At 55.7% G+C, this 20408-nt stretch carries 15 protein-coding genes; 12 read left to right on the forward strand and 3 right to left on the reverse strand.

Annotated elements, in window-relative coordinates:
- Positions 1 to 784: 784 nt before the first annotated feature.
- From ACFVTB_RS17460 to ACFVTB_RS17485, 6 genes are all read left to right on the forward strand, one after another.
- Entirely contained in the window at positions 785 to 2425 is a 1641-nt protein-coding gene (locus tag ACFVTB_RS17460) for a type 2 periplasmic-binding domain-containing protein (protein WP_387751673.1), read from the forward strand.
- 65 nt (positions 2426 to 2490) lie between these two features.
- Positions 2491 to 3447 (forward strand): ABC transporter permease, encoded by a 957-nt coding sequence (locus ACFVTB_RS17465; RefSeq protein WP_387751675.1) that lies wholly within the window; start codon positions 2491 to 2493, stop codon positions 3445 to 3447.
- Positions 3448 to 3457: 10 nt separating this feature from the next.
- The gene (locus ACFVTB_RS17470; protein WP_387751678.1) at positions 3458 to 4339 is read left to right on the forward strand and encodes a carbohydrate ABC transporter permease; all 882 of its coding nucleotides are present in this window, start codon (positions 3458 to 3460) and stop codon (positions 4337 to 4339) included.
- A 121-nt stretch (positions 4340 to 4460) separates the two neighbouring features.
- Entirely contained in the window at positions 4461 to 5585 is a 1125-nt protein-coding gene (locus tag ACFVTB_RS17475) for a glycoside hydrolase family 88 protein (RefSeq protein WP_387751681.1), read from the forward strand.
- Positions 5586 to 5791: 206 nt separating this feature from the next.
- Positions 5792 to 8164, forward strand: a complete 2373-nt coding sequence (locus ACFVTB_RS17480) for a helix-turn-helix domain-containing protein (protein WP_387751683.1) — start codon at positions 5792 to 5794, stop codon at positions 8162 to 8164.
- 21 nt (positions 8165 to 8185) lie between these two features.
- A complete protein-coding gene (locus tag ACFVTB_RS17485; RefSeq protein ID WP_387751686.1) occupies positions 8186 to 9781 on the forward strand; it encodes an extracellular solute-binding protein in 1596 nt (531 codons plus the stop codon).
- A 24-nt stretch (positions 9782 to 9805) separates the two neighbouring features.
- On the opposite strand, the gene ACFVTB_RS17490 is transcribed toward ACFVTB_RS17485, so the two are convergent.
- The gene (locus tag ACFVTB_RS17490) at positions 9806 to 10981 is read right to left on the reverse strand and encodes a GGDEF domain-containing protein (RefSeq protein WP_387751689.1); all 1176 of its coding nucleotides are present in this window, start codon (positions 10979 to 10981) and stop codon (positions 9806 to 9808) included.
- A 128-nt stretch (positions 10982 to 11109) separates the two neighbouring features.
- Between ACFVTB_RS17490 and ACFVTB_RS17495 the strand changes: the two genes are divergently transcribed.
- The 3 genes from ACFVTB_RS17495 to ACFVTB_RS17505 are packed head-to-tail and all read left to right on the forward strand — an operon-like array spanning position 11110 to position 16912.
- Entirely contained in the window at positions 11110 to 12240 is a 1131-nt protein-coding gene (locus tag ACFVTB_RS17495; protein ID WP_387751692.1) for a glycosyltransferase family 4 protein, read from the forward strand.
- A gap of 3 nt (positions 12241 to 12243) precedes the next feature.
- The gene (locus tag ACFVTB_RS17500; RefSeq protein WP_387751694.1) at positions 12244 to 13563 is read left to right on the forward strand and encodes a metallophosphoesterase family protein; all 1320 of its coding nucleotides are present in this window, start codon (positions 12244 to 12246) and stop codon (positions 13561 to 13563) included.
- Complete coding sequence (locus tag ACFVTB_RS17505; RefSeq protein WP_387751697.1) at positions 13538 to 16912, forward strand: AAA family ATPase; 3375 nt, start codon at positions 13538 to 13540, stop codon at positions 16910 to 16912. Before ACFVTB_RS17500 ends, ACFVTB_RS17505 begins: the two co-directional genes overlap by 26 nt.
- Here ACFVTB_RS17505 and ACFVTB_RS17510 read toward each other — a convergent pair.
- Together ACFVTB_RS17510 and ACFVTB_RS17515 are read right to left on the reverse strand one after the other, a co-directional pair.
- The gene (locus tag ACFVTB_RS17510; RefSeq protein ID WP_387751700.1) at positions 16850 to 17896 is read right to left on the reverse strand and encodes a YkvI family membrane protein; all 1047 of its coding nucleotides are present in this window, start codon (positions 17894 to 17896) and stop codon (positions 16850 to 16852) included. The two genes, ACFVTB_RS17505 and ACFVTB_RS17510, sit on opposite strands and share 63 nt — an antisense overlap.
- Positions 17897 to 18152: 256 nt before the next feature.
- Entirely contained in the window at positions 18153 to 18863 is a 711-nt protein-coding gene (locus tag ACFVTB_RS17515; protein ID WP_387751703.1) for a hypothetical protein, read from the reverse strand.
- Positions 18864 to 19080: 217 nt separating this feature from the next.
- On the opposite strand from ACFVTB_RS17515, the gene ACFVTB_RS17520 reads away from it, so the two are divergent.
- From ACFVTB_RS17520 to ACFVTB_RS17530, 3 genes are all read left to right on the forward strand, one after another.
- Entirely contained in the window at positions 19081 to 19650 is a 570-nt protein-coding gene (locus ACFVTB_RS17520) for a xanthine phosphoribosyltransferase (RefSeq protein WP_387751706.1), read from the forward strand.
- Positions 19651 to 19731: 81 nt separating this feature from the next.
- Positions 19732 to 20064: a hypothetical protein gene (locus ACFVTB_RS17525; protein WP_387751709.1), complete on the forward strand. Its 333-nt coding sequence runs from the start codon at positions 19732 to 19734 to the stop codon at positions 20062 to 20064.
- A gap of 97 nt (positions 20065 to 20161) precedes the next feature.
- Positions 20162 to 20377 (forward strand): hypothetical protein, encoded by a 216-nt coding sequence (locus ACFVTB_RS17530; RefSeq protein WP_387751711.1) that lies wholly within the window; start codon positions 20162 to 20164, stop codon positions 20375 to 20377.
- The last annotated feature ends 31 nt before the right edge of the window (positions 20378 to 20408 follow it).

Below are 20408 nucleotides of genomic sequence, written 5' to 3' on the forward strand. Positions count from 1 at the left end.
TTGTGATGGACAGGGGGAAGAATAACTGCGTTTTGGCAGTTATTTCATTTTTCAACCCGCTGATTACCGCAAACCCCGCCATTAGCGCGTCCTCCTCGGCAAATGAGCGCCCCCCGACTAACAACAGTTATTGTGTCTCCAACATTTATGTCCGCAAAGGAAACTAGCCGCGTAAACAGTTGCACAGTTCAATCTTGACTCTACCGGATGAGCGCACCCCTTGCCGTAGTTCGTCCCCCAAGCGTTTAAGCGCAGCCCCGAATTCCCGATCACACATGCCATCTTCAGATTTGTTTAAAGAAACTCTCATCGAATGAACAATGACGGAAATACAATTGCCTCCAAATTATAAGTTAAGTACAGCCCAACAAGAGGCGCAAAAGAATTCTATCATTCAATCGCATACTCCATGTTCTCTCCCACACTCTGACACTCCAGACATTCCAGCACCTATACCCTCCAACTCTCAGCTTCCACTTCCACAGGGAATTGATTAAGCCGGCTATTTACCGCAACAATCGGCTCTACATCAAAATCAGTGCTTCCCCTCACTTATAGTCAAGCACTGTTGCGGTTTCGAGCCCAATAATCATTAAAAAGCCCCTGTAAAACGGGGCTTTTTTGTCGTTTTCGTCGATGCGATTGACGAAATCGTCACTCGTCTCCGCGCAAAATCGGAATCGTTTTTCGCGTTTTGCTCATATCGGGAAGGCGGTCCGTTGCTTACGATTAGGGTGTGAGTTGCACAGCGCAACTTCCTACCAAAACGCAAAGGGGTAAAGCGATGAGAAAACGTCTATTGGCTTCCATGCTGGCGGTTATTATGCTGGCGTCGCTGCTAGCGGCATGTTCCTCGAACGGCGGAAAAGAACAAAATACCGGAACCGGCAAAAACGGGAACGGAGGCACCGAGCAAGCCGAAGGGCCGACGACCTATCCGATTCAAACCGATAAGAAGATCTCTTATTGGGGCGAAATCAACGGCAACCTAATCGGTGTGAAAGCAAGCCATCAAGAGGTTCCTTTCTTTCAGGAGTGGCAGAAGAAAACGGGCGTATCGCTCGATTTCACGGCTCCTCCGACGGGCCAAGCGAAGGAATCGCTCAACGTATTGCTCGCATCCGGCGACTTGCCTGACTTAATTGAATACAACTTCCTGGGCGATTTCCCGGGCGGTCCGGAGAAAGCGATCGCGGACGGCTATATTTTGAAGCTGAACGACTTGATCGACAAGCATGCGCCGAACTTGAAAAAGTTTTTGCAGGACAATCCGGAAATCGACAAAATGGTCAAAACGGATAACGGCAGCTACTATGCGTTCCCGTTCATTCGCGGCGACGAGTATTTACGCGTCTTCCAAGGACCGATTATTCGTCAAGACTGGCTTGATGAGCTAGGCTTGCCGGTTCCTGAAACGATTGACGATTGGACGGCGATGCTGACGGCGTTTAAAGAGAAAAAAGGCGCTGCCGCTCCGCTTACGTTCAACAGCAAGCCGCGCTTCTTCAATGATTCGGGCAACGGCGCGTTTATGGGCGCATTCGGCGTTACCCGCGGCTTCTATCAAGAGGACGGAGTTGTTAAGTTTGGCCCTGCTGAATCGGGCTTCAAAGAGTACTTAAGCCAGTTCCAGCAATGGTACAAAGCTGGTCTGATTGATAAAAACATTGCGACGGCCGACACGAAAGCGGTTGACGGCAATATGGCGTCCGGAGCGACAGGCGCATCGGTCGGCAACGCCGGCGGCGGTATCGGCAAATGGCAGCCGCTCGTTGAAGCAAACAATCCGAAAGCAGTTCTGGTAGGCGCCCCATACCCGGTGCTGAACAAAGGCGAAGTGCCGAAATTCGGCCAGAAGCATCAAGCCTATGCATCCGAAGGCACTGTAGCAATTAGCTCGAAAGCGGCTGATCCGGTGTTGGCCGTGAAAATGCTTGATTTCGGTTACAGCGAGGAAGGCCGCATGTTCTTCAACTTCGGTACCGAAGGCGTCAGCTACAATTTGGAAGACGGCTATCCGAAGTATACGGACCTGCTGATGAAAAATCCGGACAAACTTGCTCCAGCGCAAGCGATCTCGCTCTATGCGCGCGGCAGCTATAACGGTCCGTTCATTCAAGACAAACGTTATGCCGAGCAGTTCTTCGCCCTGCAAACGCAGCGCGACGCCGTCGTCACTTGGGGCAAAACCGACGCGGCGAAATACAATCTGCCGCCGATCACGCCTACGCCGGAGGAAAGCTCCGAGTATGCGACGATTATGAACGATATCAACACGCTCGTGGATGAAATGTCGCTCAAAATTGTTTTGGGATCCGAGCCGGTAGACGCGTTCGACAGCTACATCGCCAAGATGAAGCAGCTGAAGCTTGACCGCGCGATTGAGATTCAGACGGCAGCGCTGGAACGCTACAACAATAGATAATAGGGCATGACGGGTGGGGGCGCCAGCCGCCCTCACCCTCAATTTGGACGGAGGTGTACGGCTGCATGGCAAACGCGCAGGCGCTGAAGGAAGGGAAACCGGCCGGGGGCAGTACCGGCAGAAACCGCTTCGTCCGCGATTTTCTGATGAACAAATATTTGTATCTGATGATGATCCCGGTCATAGCGTATTACGTCATCTTTCACTACGCGCCAATGTACGGCGCGATGATCGCCTTCAAGGACTATACGCCGATGAAGGGAATACTCGAGAGCGATTGGGTAGGACTCAAGCATTTCAATGATTTTTTCAACAGCTATTACTTTGAACGCATTCTTAAAAATACGATCACCATCAGCCTTTATTCGCTGTTGTTTGAATTTCCTGCGCCTATTATTCTCGCTTTGCTTATTAACGAGGTGCGCAGCAGAATGTTCAAGCGGGTGGCGCAGACGATCACGTACATGCCGTATTTTATATCGCTTGTCGTCATCTGCGGCATCATTACGGATTTCACCAACGCGGACGGCATAATCAACCGGCTGTTCATGCTGTTCGGTTACGACGGACAGGCGATGCTGCAGAAGCCGGAGCTGTTCCGGCCGATCTATATTTTATCGGAAATATGGCAGCGCATCGGCTGGGAGTCGATTATTTATATCGCCGCGCTAATGAGCATCGACCAGGAGCAGTACGAGGCGGCCCGAATGGACGGCGCAAGCCGGTTCAAGCAAATCATTTACATTACGCTGCCGGGCATTCTGCCGACGATTGCGATTATGCTCATCCTTCGCATGGGCAATCTGCTCAACGTCGGATTTGAAAAAATCATACTGCTGTACAATCCCGTTACCTACGAAACCGCCGACGTCATATCGTCGTTCGTATATCGCAAAGGGCTGCTCGAATTCGGTTGGAGCTACAGCGCCGCAGTTGGCTTGTTCAACTCGGTCATTAACTTGGCACTGCTCATAACGGCCAACTATGTCAGCCGCAAAGTCAACAAAACAAGTCTATGGTGAGGTGAAGCGAATGAAAAGGGAACACGGAATCGGGGACCGGCTGTTCGATCTGTTCGTCTACGGCATACTCCTCTTTCTAGTAATCGTGACGCTGTATCCGCTGCTTTACGTGCTGTTCGCTTCCTTTAGCGACTCCGGGCAGCTGATCGGTCACAAGGGCATTCTATGGAAGCCGCTTGGCTTTAGTCTCGAAGCGTATAAAAGCGTAATAAACAATCCCGGCATCGGGATCGGCTACCGCAATACGCTGTTCATCCTCTTTTTCGGCGTCATTGTCAATCTGTTTATGACAGCGCTTGGCGCTTATGTGCTGTCCCGCAAAAATGTGCTCTGGAACAATGCGTTTATGATGATTATTGTATTTACAATGTTTTTCAGCGGCGGCCTCATTCCGCTCTATCTCGTCGTCAAGGGCGTCGGACTGCTTGATTCCCTTTGGTCGACGGTGCTGCCGTTCGCGATCAGCACATTCAATCTGATCATTATGCGCACGTCGTTTATGGGCATTCCGGACAGCTTGGAGGAATCCGCCAAAATCGACGGAGCGAATCATTTCACCATTTTGTTCAAAATCATCATTCCGCTGTCTATGCCGGTTATCGCCGTCATGATTCTTTATTACGCTGTCGACAAGTGGAACGGCTGGTTCTACGCATCGGTGTTCATCAAGAGCCGGGAGCTGTTTCCGCTCCAGCTTGTTCTGCGTGAAATATTGATTGCGAACGCGACCGACAGCATGTCGGCGGGGGCCAGTGCCGGAGATCGCCATCAAATCGGTGAAACGATCAAATATGCGACAATTATGGTCGCGACAGTGCCAATCCTTTGTGTCTATCCGTTTGTACAGCGCTTTTTCGTCAAAGGCGTCATGGTCGGGTCGCTGAAAGGCTGACCGGCGCTTAGTCGGCAACGGTAAGGCTATGCAGCAACGCCACTCACTAATGCGAAAGCAATTCACTAATGCCAATTCAACAAGCAAACAAACAGGCAAGTCATTCGGAGGGAGAATCAGCATGCAGACAGTAGGAAAAGGTTGGGACGCAGCGGCGATTTGGGAACGTACGTTGAAAAAAGTAAGCCTTATGAATGCGGCTATCGGCGGCAAATCGCCGCATGTCGCCCGCGAGGACGGCAAATATGACGATTTGCGCATTGACTGGTGGACGAGCGGCTTCTGGCCCGGCATCCTGTGGATCGCCTACGATATGACGGGCGAGGAGCGATATAAGGATGCAGCATGGAGCTGGGACGAGAGGATGGAGCAGCATATGCTCCGGCCCAACTCGTTCGACCATGACGTCGGCTTTCAATTTTTGCCGACAGCGGTCATCAAGCATCGTCTGACTGGTGACGAGGATGGGGAGCGGCGGGGATTGTTTGCGGCCAATTTCCTTGCCGGACGCTTCAATTTGAACGGCAAGTTCATTCGGGCTTGGAACAGCGATATGCACGGCTGGTCAATCATTGACACGGCGATGAATTTGTCGCTGCTGTACTGGGCGTCGCAGCGGAGCGGCGATCCGCGCTTTGGCCAAATCGCCACCGCCCACGCCGATACGGTGCTGCGCCATTTCATCCGGGAGGACGGCTCGGTGCGCCATATTGTCTGCTTCGATCCGAATACCGGACTGTTCGACGAGGCGCTTGGCGGGCAAGGATACGCGCCGGATTCCGGCTGGAGCCGGGGAACGGCATGGGCGCTATATGGCATGGCGAATACGTTTCGTTATACAGCGGATCGCGCCTACCTCCGAGCCGCCCAACGCGTCGCCCACTATTTTCTCGCCAGCCTGCCGGAGGACAGCGTTCCGCATTGGGATTTCCGCTCCGCCGAGCAGTTGGAAGGCGAACCGCGAGACAGCTCGGCCGGAGCGATTGCCGCTTCGGGCTTGCTGGAGCTGGCCGAATTGCTGCCGGCCAAGGAGGGCGCCGTCTACCGGAGGGCGGCGGAGCGAATTTTGCAGTCACTGCATGACAATTACGCCACTTGGGACGACGACGGCAGCGAGGCGCTTCTGCTTCACGGAACGGGTCACAAGCCTGCTGGACAGAACGTCGACGTGTCGCTCATTTACGGAGATTATTTCTTTATCGAAGCGATTGCCAAGCTGAACGGCTGGAAGCATCGCATCTTCTAACCGTTTAAGACGCATTGGCAAGGCGACAGCCCGAGCGAAATTTTTCGCTCGGGCTATTCGGGCTGTTTCTAGGCTTCATGCGGCCTCCCGGCGAGCGATTATCATTTTTGTCAATTGGATTTACCGAATTAGGCATTCCTTTATCTGAAAAGTAAGCGCTATAATAGGGTTCTGGCAAGCCGATTCTGAATAGGCGGGGAGATCGTTTGAAACTGACATCCTTATGGAAAAAAAGAAAAAGCATCGTGTTTACCTGGCTCGTTTCCTATTCGGCGGTGTTGATCGTTCCCATTCTGATCAGCTTAATTATCTATTCGCAATCCAGCGCTGCGCTGAAAGGGGAAATTCACCGCGCCAACGATTCACTGCTGAAGCAGGTTCGTTATACGATCGACAATCAGGTCGATCTAATGAAGCGGCTGAATATGGAGCTGACCTGGAACGCCAAGCTCCAAGCGCTGATCGCGGGAGGGAGCGAAACGAAGGATTCGAAGTTCAACGCTTATCAACTGGCGAAGGATTTCCGCATGTACAAAACGTCCTATGCCTCGATCGATGAGTTTTACGTTGCCTGGGAGCAGGGAGCCTCGGTGCTGCGGTCCGGCAACGTCAGAGACTTTCGGACAGCGTTCCAAACGATTCACGACACGAAGGAGATCTCGTACGAGCAATGGCTCGATGCGATACGCCAATCGGCCAACAACCAGTTTGCCCTGCTTCCTCGTATGGACGCGCCGGGAACAAAGCAGTCGATCGCGTACATTACCCATTTGCCCAAAGATTTAAGCGGACAAGAAACGGGCACGGTGATCGTCATGGCCGATACCGTCCGCTTTCAGGCGGCGATCGAGAACATCTCCGGCTTCAGCGGCGGGCAGGTGCTCATTCTGAATGCGGCGGGCGACGTACTGCTGTCCAATATGCCGGTGACAGATGAGGTGTCGGAAATGACTAGGCGTCATCTGGAGGGAGAAACGGCCGAGTACGTCTCCAAGACGGAAGGGGAGCTGGAGCTGTTCTACATGCCGTCGACCGTGTCCGATCTGAAATACGTCTTGCTTATCCCAAGCAATATGTATTGGCAAAAAGCCGAATATGTCCGCAAATTTACGTATATAAGCATATTTATTAGCGTAATCGGCGCCGGTATCCTGACGCTTTTCTTCATGCGCCGCAACTATTCTCCAATCAAGCAAATTGTGCAATCGCTTACAGACCGCAATCCTCATGAGGAGGGAGGCGACTGGAACGAGCTCAACCTGATCGAGCGGGCTATTTCGCGAACGCTCAGCGAAAAGGAGAAGATCGCTACCGAGCTGCAAATTCATCGGCATGTGCTGCGCTCCAATTTGCTGAACCGGCTGTTGAAAGGGCGAATCGATGCGCTCGTATCGAACGAGAAGGCGTTCGAATCATTTGGCATCGAGTTGCAAAGCGATCGGTTCGCGGTTATTTTATTCGCCGTGGAGAACGGAGAGAGCATCTCCTCGGAGCTGCCCGGCATGGACGGCGGCTCGAAGCAGAAGCTGCTCACCTTCATTATTACGAACGTTGTGGAAGAGCTGGCCAGCAGCCACGGCTGCAGCGGTTACGTCACCGAAGTGGACGAAATGATAGCCTGCATCATTAATTTGGCCGAGGGCGATGATACGGGCACGTGTTTGAAAGACGAGCTGCAGGCGATCGCTTCCGAAGCGCAGCGCTTTCTCATGCGGTTCCATATGGATCTGACCGTTTCGATCAGCGGCACGCATATGATGCTTCCCGGTATTGCGGAGGCGTATCAAGAAGCGGTCGACGCGATGGAGTACAAAAGGGTGCTCGGCAAAAAGGGGATTATCCATTACGACGATATCCGTCCGGATGGGGCGGATCAGTTAAAATCCGGCTATTATTACCCGCTGCAGTTGGAGCAGCAAATGATCAATTTCATCAAAGCGGGCGATTACGAGCAAGCGTCAAGTTACATGAACGACATTCTGGAACGAAATTTCAGTCAGCCGATTATGTCGCTCACGCTCGCAAGGACGCTTATCTTCAACCTGGTCGGGACGATGGCGAAGGCGATCAACGAACTAGGAGGCGAAGGCGAGAGCGAAAGCAGTCTGCTGGGCGACAACCCGCAATGGATGGAAAAGATTATTGCCGGCGACACGATTCATGAAATGCATAATGAGCTGCGGACGCTGTTAAATGACGTATGCGCCTATGCGGCCGTTCGCAATGAGAGTCAAATGTCGCAGGAGCGCGCGGAGTCGCTGCGCGGACTTGCGCAACAAGTCGTCAGCCATATCGGCGAGAATTACCGCGATCCGAATTTGAACGTCAATTTGATCGGCGAGCAATTCGGACTGAAGGGCAGCTACTTGTCGCGGTTGTTCAAAAGTCAAACGGGCGAAGGGCTTCTTGACTACATCCACCGTCATCGAATCGGGGAAGCGAAGCGGCACATCGAGGCGAAGAAAAGCTCGATAGCGGAAATCGCGAAGCAAGTCGGGTACAATGAGGCGGCAACGTTTATACGGGTATTCAAAAAGTACGAAGGGGTGACACCGGGCAAATACAAAGAAATGCTTTAATAAGCCGGAGGGGGTTAATAAATGGGCGCGACAACGCGAAAAAGACCTGTTGCCGGGCTGCTTGGTCTACTGGCTGCCGCTTTGCTGCTCGGCTCTTGCGGGTTCGGCGGCATGGCGGATCAGCCCGATCGGCGCACGGCGGAGCCAGGCGAGAGGCTGACCTATTGGGCGGAGCTGAACGGCAATGCCTCCAGCGTTAGGCCGACATTTCAAGAGGTGCCGTTCTTTCAGGAATGGCAAAAGCGGACGGGGGTGCAGCTCGATTTCATTCAGCCCCCAGCCAATCAAGCGCAGGAGGCGATCAACGTGCTGCTCGCATCCGGCGAGCTGCCGGACATTATGGAGTACGAGTGGAGCAATTTTCCCGGGGGACCGGCCAAGGCTCTGTCCGACGGCTATTTGCTTCGCTTGAATGAGTCCATCGACAAATACGCTCCGAACCTGAAAGCTTTTCTAGAAGCGAACCCGGACATCGATAAGCAGATTAAAACCGATGACGGCAGCTATTATATGTTCCCGTTTATCCAAGAGGATGACAGGCTGCGTACGTACCAAGGCCCGATTGTTCGCAAGGACTGGCTCGATGAGCTGGGTTTAGCTGTACCCGAGACGATCGAGGAATGGCATGAGGTGCTGCTCGCGTTCAAGGAGCGGAAGGGCGTCGTTGCTCCGCTGACGTTTCTTGGCGTGCCGAACGCGCTGTTCGGCATCGAGAACGGCGGTTTTATCGGCGCGTTCGGTATCAAAAGAGGCTATTACTTGGAAGAAGGGCGAGTGAAATTCGGCGCGATCGAGCCGGCGTACAAGCAATTTCTTGCTCTATTTCGACAATGGTATGCAGAGGGATTGATCGACCCGAATATTGCGACGGTCGACACGAAGACGCTGGATGCGAGCATGGTGTCCGGAAGATCGGGCGCAAGCATCTGGAATGCGGGGGCCGGGATTGGAACTTGGCAGCCGATTTTGCAGGGACTGGACCCTAACGCGAAGCTGGCGCCGGCTCCTTATCCGGTAATGAAGAAGGGCGAGAAGCCGAAATTCGGCCAGCGGGTACATCCCTTTAACAGCGCGGGCGTAGCGATATCGGCTAAGAGCAAACATGTAGAAGAAGCCGTGCGGATGCTCGATTACGGCTATGGCGCGGAGGGCCATCTCTTGTTCAATTTCGGCATTGAAGGCGTCAGCTACGAGATGGATGGCGGCCAACCCCGCTATACCGATCTCATTCTGAACAACCCTGATAGGCTGGCGCCCTCCCAAGCGCTCGCCATGTACACGAGAGCGAGCTATTTCGGTCCGTTCGTGCAAGACAAGCGCTATTTAGAGCAGTACTATTCGCTGCCTGAGCAGCAGGAAGCAGTGGCGATCTGGTCTAATACGGACGCAGCAGAGCATCAGTACCCGCAGACGCAGAAAACAGAGCAGGAAAGCGCCGAGCTGTCGGCTATCATGCAGGATGTTCAAACGATGGTCGACGAGATGTCGCTGAAAATTATACTGGGTATCGAGCCGCTGGATGCATTTGAGGGCTATGTAGAGCAAATGAAAGCCATTGGCGTAGAGCGTGCCATCGAAATTCAGGAAAATGCGCTTGAGCGGTTCCGGCAAAGGTAAAGAAGCCGCTGGCGCAGCTTAAGGCTACACCAGCGACTTCTTCTTGGCGGCCGGCAGCGCTTGGAACATCGTCACCTTGTTCTTGCCGGTCGTCTTGGAATGATACATAGCTTCGTCTGCGAGTTTAATCAGCTCTTGCACGGCCGACCCGTCCTTCGACGTGCTGACGCCGACGCTCACGGTAACCATCGTCTCTTGCTCAACCCGTTTGCGGATGGACTCCGCGACCCGGTCGGGCTTGACGCGATCGGTGCCGATGCAGGCAAGCAGCTCTTCTCCGCCATATCGGCCGGCAGCTCCAATGCCGGCCGATTCTTCTTTCATAATCTCCGCTACCTGCTTGAGCACACCGTCCGCTTTGTGATGGCCGTGCGTATCGTTCAGCTTCTTGAAGTTGTCGATATCGCAAAAGATGACCGCCGTGCCGCGCTGCCGCTTAAGCAGTTGCTCCGCCTTCAATTGAAAATGCCTCCGGTTGTAAAGCCCTGTTAAACCATCCGTTATTGAAGACTGATACGTAGACATCAGCCTCTCGATCACCCATTCGAACAGCAAAAGAAACAACTGCGTGAAGTAGACGATCGGCAGCAAATGGCTCAGCAGAAGCAGCCACGAAACCGAACCGTGAAACACATAACCATCGGCGATTCGCGCCAGCTCGGTGATGAAATAGGTAATCAGACTGGCTGAATAGCGCGTGTTCATCTCGATGCCCTTCGTATCGAGCAAAATGAGGAACGTCACGATCAGCGAATAAAAGTCAAGGCTCAGCAGCCGATACTGCCCGCCGGTTGCCGCGGCGTCCGCAAAGTCGGGGAACAAGAAGGCTTGCGCGCCTGCGATCGCGAACGTCAAGCCGACCATAATGTAGAAAGGCAGACTTTTTAGCTTCGCGCTCCGATGAGTATACAATTTCATGAAAACAAAGTTTATAATAATAAAAGAGACGATTTGAATGATCGTTGCTGCCAGCTGGAGCCAAGGAAGCTTGTCCTGTCCGGGATAGGCAAGCACGGCGAGCAGCAAATGCTGCACGATAAACATCGGCAGCGTTATCGTCAGCAGCCGATAGATTCGTTTGTTCCGGTAGCTGGCGTACAGCCTCATCGACATGAAGATCATGAGCGTCAAAATGACGATGACGCAAGCGGAAGAAATAAGCTGTCCATTCGGACCGGCGAGCCATTGAAACATTGTCATGTAGGTTCCTCACACCGATTCATTAGAGTAGTTGGAATAGCTTTACAGAAACATATGTTCTAATATATCATGATTTACGGCAAGCGAAAAGATTGCCACGGCAAATTGGTTACTGGGAGGCAGAGCATTTGAACATTTTGCAGGCATTATTTTTCCCTCCGGAGCAGCCGGGGGGCGTGTCCTCCATGGTTCCTTACATTCAAGAGCGTTTTCTGAAAATAGGCTGGCAAATGGAGCTTTTCTCCTTGCCGAAGCGGGTAAGAGCCAAAGGACAGGAAGATCTCATCTTTGACACATTCGACGTCAAACAATTTGAAGGCAACGTCATCGTTGATAAATATTTGCAAACGATCCGAGATTACATTTGGTGGACCAAGCTGCGCATTAACCGGTCCTACGATATTATTCACGCGCATCATCCGATCGCCGCGCTCGTCATGAAACAGCTGTTCCCGGACACGCCCGTGATGATGACGATTCACTCGAGCTACGAGCGCGAACTCATTTTGAACGGCAAAATTGCGGAGAACGGCCCTGAGCACCGTTTCCTTACATCTTTATATGGAGAGCTCGAAGCGAAGGTCGATAAGCTGTTGACCGTATCTGAATCGTTCCGTTCCTACATTTCTCCTTATATAAAAGACGCAAGCGCCATTAAAGTCATTCCGAACGGTTTCGACGAGAAAAGATTTAAACCGATTGCGCACGAGAACGCCGTTACGCAGCTCATTACCGTCTGCCGTCTCGTACCCGCGAAAGGACTCGACGTTTTGCTTCACGCCTGCGCGGAGCTCAAGCGGCGCGGCCATCCGTTCGTGCTGCATATTATCGGGGACGGCCCGATCCGCAAAGAGCTGGAGCAGCTGGCTGAAAGCCTCGGCTTGTACGAGGACATTATTTTTTACGGTTATATGCTGCATCCGGAAGAGTTTATGCCGTTCTTCGACATCTTCGTCCTGCCGTCGCGGGCGGAAGCATTCGGTTCCGTCTTCGCGGAAGCGGCTCTGTGCTGGCTGGCGCTTGTCGGCACGAACGTCGGCGGCATCGCCGAGCAGATTGACGACGGGGTGAATGGCCTGCTTGTGCCGCCGGAGGATCCTGCGGCGCTGTCGGACGCGCTGGAGAAGCTGGTTACCGATCCAAGCTTCCGGTACAACATCGCCCGTTCCGGCTGGGATAAGGCGAAGAAGGAATACTCGCTGCAAAGGGTTATATCGCAGCTCAAAAAAGTGTACGTTTCGATCAAGCAGGAGGGATAATCCATGTCGGTTCCGTTTCGCTTCATACATGCCGCCGATTTGCATCTGGACAGTCCGTTCCGCGGTTTAAGTCAAGTGCCGGAGCCGCTTGCGGCCATGCTGGCGGCGTCTACTTTTTCCGCGCTTCGGGCGCTGACAGAGACGGCGATTAACGAGCGGGCCGATTTTATTGTGCTGGCCGGCGATCTGTACGATGATGAGAATCGCTCGCTCAAGGCGCAGCTTCAGCTGGTTAAAGAGTGGGAGAAGCTGCGCGAGAGAGGGATCGCGGTGTTTGTCGTACACGGCAACCACGATCCGCTTAACGGATCCAGAGTGGATCTGAAGCTGCCGGACAACGTGACCGTCTTCGGCTCCGATCGGATGGAATACCGGCCGGCTTACCGCACAAGCGGCGAGCTGGCCGCTTTCGTTTACGGCCGATCCTTCGGCCGGCGGCATGTCGTCGAAAATATGGCCGAGTCTTACGAAGCGGACCCGGAAGGGCCGTTTCATATCGCCATGCTGCACGGCAACGTCGGAGGAGACGCCAGCCATGATCCCTATTCGCCTTGCTCGCTCGCTGAGTTGACAGGCAAGCGGGACTTCGATTATTGGGCGCTTGGCCATATCCATAAGCGCCAAGTCCTGCATCACTATCCGCATATCGTCTACCCGGGCAACGCGCAAGGCCGCAATCCGAAGGAAACGGGAGCGAAGGGCTGTTATGTCGTCGACGTATCGGCCGCCCGGGAAGTGAGTCTTCGTTTCGAGCCGCTCGACGAGGTGCGCTGGCTGGAAACGGAGCTGCCGATCGGCGGAATTGGGACGATGCAGCAGCTATTGGCGGAGCTGGCCGATGCGGTAGAACGGCTTGCCGCCGATGCGGAAGGACGGTCGTCCATGATTCGGCTGCGATTGACCGGGCGGGGGTCGCTGCACGCGGAGCTGACGGGAACGAACGCGCTCGCCACGCTGCTTGGCGAGCTGCAGGAGCTCGGCAGCATGCCGTCCGGCGGTCAGTGGACGTGGGTTTACGATTTGGAGGCGCATACCGCTGCCGAGTGGAATGAGGATGAGCTGGCGGGCTCGGACAGCTTTGCCGGCGAACTGCTTCGGCTGGCGGAGCGGCTAGCCGCCGACCCGGACGCCTGGCGCAAGGAAGCGTCGCAGGCGGTGGCGCCGCTAAGCGGACATGCCAAGCTGGGCAGGCTGCTCTCGTCCGAGTGGAGCGGCCTGCCGGAAAGCTGGCTGGCTCAGGCGAAGGAGCTTGCGCTGGGGCTGCTGGCGGAGGACAAGCGAGAGGGGAGGAACGACCGTGAAGCTGCTGGAGGCGAGAATTGACGGATTCGGACAGCTGAGCGGACTCGTCTGTCCGCTGAATGCTCCTTCCGTTGTCCTGTATGGACTGAACGAAGCTGGGAAAAGCACGTTGTTTCAATTTATTCGAACGATGCTGTACGGCTTTGCCCGCCGGGGAACGGCGGAGCGGATGGAACCGGTCCGAGGAGGCTCGCACGGCGGCTCGCTGCTGTTCGAGGATGAGGCAGGCCGATCGTACATAGCAGAACGTTACGCGGGTGTGAACGGCGGCAAGCTGAAGCTGCGCAGCATAGACGATGCTGCAGCCGAGGCACAATCACCGGATGAGAGCTGGCCTTCCCAGGAGGAGTGGGAGCGCCGTTTTCTCGGCGGCACGAGCGAGCGCCTATTCCGGCAATGGTATGCGATCACGCTGAGCGAGCTGCAAGAGATTGGGACGTTATCGGGTGAAGAGCTCAGCCGGCACTTGTATCATGCCGGCTGGGACGGCGGCCGCGCGATTGCGGCGGCTGAGAAGAAGCTGCGGCAGGAGATGGATTCGCTGTTCAAGCCGAGAGGCAGCCAGCAGATGAACCGGGAGCTGAAGAAGCTCGAGCAGATCGAGGCTGAGCTTCGCAAACGAACCGACGCTATTGCGGCGTATAACGGCTTGAGCCGTGAACTGGCCCGGACCGAAGCGGAACTGGCTCGTTTGGATGCGGCGCTGCCCGGCCAGTCGTCCGAAGCGCAGCTGTTGGACAAGGCGGTCGCGATTCGGCCGCAATGGCTGCGGCGCATGGAACTCGGCGCCCAGCAAGAGAAGCTGTCTTCGGCTTCGGCAATAACAGAGGAAGCGGAGCATCGCTGGAATGAGCTGCAGCGCGAGCAAACGGCTTGCCGCGAAGAGCTTGAGCAGGCGGAGCTGGAGCTGCTCGTGGAAGAGAAGCGGCGGGAGACGTTGTCGTTCGACGAGCAGTTGCTCGGTCGTATAGAGGAAGCGGAGGCGCTGCTGCTCGCAAGCGAGCGGATGGGCATGCTGAAACGGGAGCAAGCCGAGCTCGGCTTCGAGCTGCGCGCCGATGAGGAGACAATCGGTCGGTTGATCGGTCGTATTTCGCCGGAATGGACAGAGGAGCAGCTGCTCGGCCTGTCCGCCACCGTTGCCGACCGGGAACAGGCGCGCGGCTTTCGAGAGGCGTCTTCCGAAGCGGATCGTGCGGAGGAAAGGCTGTCTGGCGAGCTGCGGCTAACGGCCGAGCAGGAGCGAGAGGCGGTTCTGTCGCTGGCCGACATCGACGGCGAGTTGGAGACCGTTATGCGGGAGCAGGCGGCGAAGAGTGCGGAAAGCGGAGTTGGATTTCGGCCCCAGACGAGCGAAGCGCTGCAGGCGGCTTGGGATAGCTGCGAAATGGCACTGCGCGACTGGGAGCAGGAGCAACAACAGCAATATTCCGCTAGCCGAGGAGCGGAGCGGGACAGCGGGCCAGGCCGAGGCGGTGAGCTCGCAGGGGCCGCGCTCTGGGCCGGAGCGGCTGCGACTTCGGCGATTGCTGTAACGCTTGGGGCGTTCGCGGTTGGCGGCGGAGCGGATACATCCGCCGCTCCGCTCGCAGCGGGAGCCGCCGGAGCCGGGGCGGCCGCATTCGCGTTCGCGACGGCGGCCATCGTGCGCGGACGGGGACGCGCACGCGCGAAAGCGAAACGCGCGGGAGGCGCTTTGCGGCGCGCCGGCGCCGGGACGCTCGCGAGCGTGAGCGACGGCAACGGCGAGGCTAAGCCTTATGCGCGCGGGACTGCTGGCAGCGCGGCAGCAGCGCGTGCGGATGCGGCGTTGGCGGCGCTGCTGGAGGCGCCGGCGCAAGCGGCCGCGGCGTTGTCTGCCGCCCGCACGCAGCGTAGCGTGCATGCGGCAGGCGAACTTGCCAGCGAAGCGGTCGCTATGCGCGAGCGGCTGCGCCCGGCTGTGCTGGCGCGCCTTGACGGGCTGCGGCGCAGCGAGCGGCTGGCCGTCGGGCGAGAGGAGCAGGCCCGCCGGCTGGAGCGGCTGCGCGCGTCGTTGGCGGCGCGACGCGACGAGGCGCAGGAAGAAGCGCAGCGCCGGGAAACGGCTGCGGACGGCTGGAGCGGCTGGCTGCGCGAGCGGGGGCTGCCGGCGTCCATGTCGCCGGATGCGGCGCTTGCCGCGTTCGAGCTCACCGAGCAGGCGGTCGGCCGCCTGTATGAGCGCGACCGCCGCGCAGCCAAGCGCGCCGCGGCAACCCGGCAGCTCGCTGCTTTCGAGGCGAAGGCGGCGGAGCTTTGCGCCGCCGTGCCCGAAGCTGCGGCGCAGGTGCCGGCCGATCCGGGGCTGGCGCTCCGGCTGCTGCAAGCGGAGCTTCGCCGTCAGACGGAAGCGAAGCGGGAGGCGACCCGCTTAGACGAGCGGCGGCAATCGCTGAGTCTTCGTATCGGCGCGGCGGAAAGCCGCTTGATGCGGCTGTTGGAGGCGCAGGAAAGGATCGCGCAAGCGGCGGGCTTGGCTAACCGGACTCAGTTTGCGGCGGCGCTGGCGCATCGGCCGGAGCTGCTCGGAATCGAGGCGGAGTTAAGCAAGCTCGCGATCGAGCTGGCCGCAGGCGTTCCCGATACGCGATTGGAGGAGCTGGAGCGGCTGCTCCGCTCCCATGACGAAGAAGAGCTGAAGGCGAAGCTATCGGAGGCGCGAGAACGGACTGGCGCGGCGGAAGATGAAAGAGCGAAGCTGTTGGAGGAGAAGGGACGAATTCGCCAGCGGCTGGATCATCTGGCAGGGGAAGAGGAGCATCAACGTCTGCTCGCTGGCCAATCGATGTCGTTGGCGCGGCTTGCGCATGATGCGGAGCGATATGCGGTACTTGCTGTCAGCGCTCAATTGATTCGGGCAACGAAACGAGTGTATGAGGAGGAAAAACAGCCGGTCGTCCTTCGGCTAGCCAGCAGCTACGTGAACGAGTTGACGGAAGGCCGTTATATCCGCGTACTGTCTCCGCCGGGAGAGAGCGGACTGAAGCTGGAGACGGCCGACCGGCGGTTGATCGACAGTGCGGCGCTCAGCAGAGGAACGGCGGAGCTCGTCTATTTGGCGATGCGGCTGGCGCTTGCCGAGGAGGCTGCGAAGACGGCCCGGCTGCCGCTCTTGCTTGACGATCTGTTCGTTAACTTCGACGGCGGGCGGATGCGGGCGGCCGTCAGGCTGCTAGGCCGGCTGGCGCAAAGCCGGCAGTTGCTACTGTTCACCTGTCATGAGCATATCCGAGACCGATTTGTGCTAGCATTGCCGTCAGCGGCGGCGATCGAGCTTCGAGGGCCGTCAGAGGCCATTGTGCGCCATCCTTTTACGAATGATCAAATAGAGCCAACCAAGGCTGATTAAGCCAAACAACGGGTAGAGCGTCGACAGCAGCGGACCAAACCCGATCTGGCTGGCGATGAAGCAGCAGGCGAGCACGATCAGCGTCAGCACGGAACGCGGCCATTTAAGCCGTTCTTGAAGCTGCAGCGTCAGGCCGTATATGTCGGCGATCAGCGTCGTAAATATTTCGGCAAATATTAAAAAGACGTAGATCAGCTGCACCATATGCCCCAGCTGCTTGGCAATGCCGCCCATCGGGATGGCGTACTGCAGTACGTTCGGCATATGAGCGGATAGAGCGATATGGCCGGCAAGCAGCATGAAGCCGATGCCGATGCCGCCGATCCAGGAGCCCAGCACAATGACCTTACGGTCCTGTATTTCCGCGCCGAGCGGAACGAGTACCGCTTGCGACATCGACAGGTTGAAGGCCGTGTACAGAAAGGGAGAAGCCCAGGCGGCTAGAATGGACTGGTCGGTCGGCAGCGTAGCGAAACGGGTTGCTCCCGGCGATTGGAACGTATCAACGATAACGAATACCGTGAACAATAGCATGAGCGGAACGACAATCGCGTTAACTGTAAGAATGGCTTTCATGCCTTTGCGGAGCAAAAAGTAGCAGCCGACAACCGTTATAAGCAGGCCGGTCTGGTAAGCGATATTCCAGTTTTCATAAAAGATGGTGCCGGCGCCGGCCAGCATGACCGCGGTAACGCCGAGCAGCACGAACAGCATGAAGTGGCTGATCCAGCTGCCGTATTTGTCGCCGAAAAGCGTTTTGTTCAAGTCTTCGTACGACTTCGCTTTAATGTCGCTCGCAATGAGCATCATTTTGCTGCCGAGCCAAATGAACAGCGCCGTAGCGATGACGATGGTCAGCGCTCCCCAGTAGCCGAATCGGGTGAAAAATTGCAAGATTTCTTGACCGGTCGCAAAGCCGGCCCCGACGATCGTTCCCATATAGGTCGAGGCGATTTGCAGCACCTTGCCGGTACGCTTCAGCATATAGGCCTTCCTCCGTTCGAGTTCGAGAGATGCTTCTATATTATGAAGGTATGTCCAGCGGCGGACGAGCATGACAAGTTCGATCTCGCAGCGCAAAAAATAGATAAATTGGCCGCTCCTCCTTCATGACAAAGCCGAAACGCTCTGAATCGGAGAGAAAGGGCAGTAAGCGCAAAAAGACGCGCACCGTTTCTGCAACGGCGCGCGTCTTTTTGCGCTCTTTATTCGGTTCGATATTGACGCATACTGCGGCGGATTACGCTTGCGAGTAGGCGATTAGCTTGATCGATACGATTTTGCTTTTGTCCGGGTCGAGGTCAAGCTTCAGCAGGCTGCCTTTTCCTTCGTAGGTCAGCATGAAATCGGTTTGCGTATCGGGCTTGCCCAGCGTCTTGACGACGGATTCGGTTTTGTCGCCGACGCGTACGCCGCTAAGCTGGGCCGATACGTCCCGATCGTAGATTTCGACGTACTGCACTTTGCTCTTCGTATTGAGTCCGACCGCAAAGCCTTTATACTCATAGACCTCAATCTTTTCTTCTTCGTCCTCGAGGGTGTATGTATCATCAGGCTCGCCGAACAGCTTAACGGCTTTCGCTTTGCCGTCGCCGATCGACAGTCCGAGAATGGCAGGCTTGGCGGCATCCCATTGCGGTTCGCTGCCGCTTGCCGCGCTTTTCGCCGATCCGGAGGCCGGCGCTTTCACATTCGATTCGGCGCTGGTAGCGTCGCGGCCGGGCTTAACGCCCGACGTATCCGGCTCGGCAGATGCTGATCCTGCCTGCATATATGATTTCTGAGGCGTGTCGCCGTGCAAGTATGAGTTGGTTTGCCCTTCCGGCATGTTGCCGGTAAGCGCCGGCAGTTCTTTTTCAACGCCGCTTTGGCAGCCGGCTGCCAGCAAGGCGAGCGTAAGAGCCGCCGCCCATTTCGCTCCCCTATAAGGTTTCGATTTGAATTTTGTCATATCGGTCTCAGCTCTCCTTGCGCAGGCCGACCTGGCGCTGCGAGTATTGTATATAATAGTAGACGGACGAAAATGGAAAAAGTTTCTTCCTATTTGGAAATTGCCATTGTTTTTTTTGCATTTGCTCGCTGAACGATGCTCTCGAACGGTTGCGCTTGCTGCCGTTCCTATGGTAACTTAACGAAAAGGGATTTTTGGCGGAAGGAATGAAGATGGGATGGATATTTTAAAAGAACGAATTTTACAACAGGCAATGGTGCTGTCGAATGACGTGTTGCGACTTGATTCCGTCATCAATCACCAGGTCGATCCGGCGCTGATGATGGAGATCGGCCATGAATTTGCGAAACGGTTCGCAGGTGAACAGATTACCAAGGTGCTGACAATCGAATCCTCGGGCATTCCGGCTGCATTTGCCGCCGCGTATGTGCTCGGCGTTCCGCTAGTATTCGCCCGCCGCAAAAAGACGCTTATCGCCGATCCGGACGCTTATTGCGAACGAGTGCCTTCTTTCACGAAAGGGATGGTTACTGACATCCTGGTATCCAAGCAATATTTAACGAGCGACGACAAAGTGCTGTTCATCGACGACATTATTGCAAACGGCGATGCAGCGCGTGGGCTTGTCAAAATTATTGAAAGATCCGGCGCGCATTTGGTCGGCCTCGGCATATTGGTCGAGAAATCGTTCCAAGCAGGCGGAAGAACGCTGCGTGAGCAGGGCGTTCGGGTGGAGCCGCTTGTTAAAATTTCCTCGCTGGCAGGCGGAGAAATTACGTTTGAGTAACATGTTCCAGACATATGCTCTTTTCTCGTTCGGAATTATAGCATATAATATGACGTAAGTGACCGAGAGGAGGCATAAGCTATGGGGAACTTGTCTGCAGATTTCATGAGCGAGAAGCTTCTTGATGCGAAAGTTCATTTTGAACGGGCGCTCGATTGCAAGCATACCGAATTCGATGATCTTTATCCTTATATGATTGAGCATCCGCAATTTTTCTGGTATAAGCGTTATGTCGCGTGGTCTGAGCTGTTGACGATCGTGAAGCTGAGCGAGGAAATCGAGCTCGAGTGGCGCAGCGCGTTTACTGAACGTCAGGCGGAATACATCGCGAAACGTGTGATGTCCTCGAAAGTGTTGGATGAATGGTACGAGACGGAGACGAACGAATCGGAGTCCAAGAAACACGTCGGTTAGAGTAATTAGCAATAACCTCAACGGCCTTAGGGGCTGTTGAGGTTTTTTTCGACATACGGGAAAAGCTGAAGTGATAAACAGAAGGGAGGACAAGCCTATGATTAGCGAAGAAGAATTGGATCAATATCGGCTGAGCGGGGAGCTAGTAAGGGCCGTCCGCGACGGGATGGAGGCGAACGACGTTATTGGCATCGTCGTGGCATGGGACGACGAAACGGTCGTCCTGCGCAAAGCGAGCCGCCGCGTCATCAAGCTGAGCAGAAGCTACCGCTATGAGCTGGCGTCAAGCGAGCGAAGCGCCTTCGAGGTCTGATCGGCAATAATCGCACATTGTACGTACACGA

This window comes from Paenibacillus sp. NPDC058071 (genome assembly GCF_042885235.1).
Lineage (GTDB): Bacteria > Bacillota > Bacilli > Paenibacillales > Paenibacillaceae > Pristimantibacillus.

Coding starts and splice junctions, on each gene's coding strand:
- ACFVTB_RS17460 (WP_387751673.1), top strand. CDS start 785: ATGAGAAAACGTCTATTGGCTTCCATGCTGGCGGTTATTATGCTGGCG.
- ACFVTB_RS17465 (WP_387751675.1), top strand. CDS start 2,491: ATGGCAAACGCGCAGGCGCTGAAGGAAGGGAAACCGGCCGGGGGCAGT.
- ACFVTB_RS17470 (WP_387751678.1), top strand. CDS start 3,458: ATGAAAAGGGAACACGGAATCGGGGACCGGCTGTTCGATCTGTTCGTC.
- ACFVTB_RS17475 (WP_387751681.1), top strand. CDS start 4,461: ATGCAGACAGTAGGAAAAGGTTGGGACGCAGCGGCGATTTGGGAACGT.
- ACFVTB_RS17485 (WP_387751686.1), top strand. CDS start 8,186: ATGGGCGCGACAACGCGAAAAAGACCTGTTGCCGGGCTGCTTGGTCTA.
- ACFVTB_RS17490 (WP_387751689.1), bottom strand. CDS start 10,981: ATGACAATGTTTCAATGGCTCGCCGGTCCGAATGGACAGCTTATTTCT.
- ACFVTB_RS17500 (WP_387751694.1), top strand. CDS start 12,244: ATGTCGGTTCCGTTTCGCTTCATACATGCCGCCGATTTGCATCTGGAC.
- ACFVTB_RS17510 (WP_387751700.1), bottom strand. CDS start 17,896: ATGCTGAAGCGTACCGGCAAGGTGCTGCAAATCGCCTCGACCTATATG.
- ACFVTB_RS17515 (WP_387751703.1), bottom strand. CDS start 18,863: ATGACAAAATTCAAATCGAAACCTTATAGGGGAGCGAAATGGGCGGCG.
- ACFVTB_RS17520 (WP_387751706.1), top strand. CDS start 19,081: ATGGATATTTTAAAAGAACGAATTTTACAACAGGCAATGGTGCTGTCG.
- ACFVTB_RS17525 (WP_387751709.1), top strand. CDS start 19,732: ATGGGGAACTTGTCTGCAGATTTCATGAGCGAGAAGCTTCTTGATGCG.
- ACFVTB_RS17530 (WP_387751711.1), top strand. CDS start 20,162: ATGATTAGCGAAGAAGAATTGGATCAATATCGGCTGAGCGGGGAGCTA.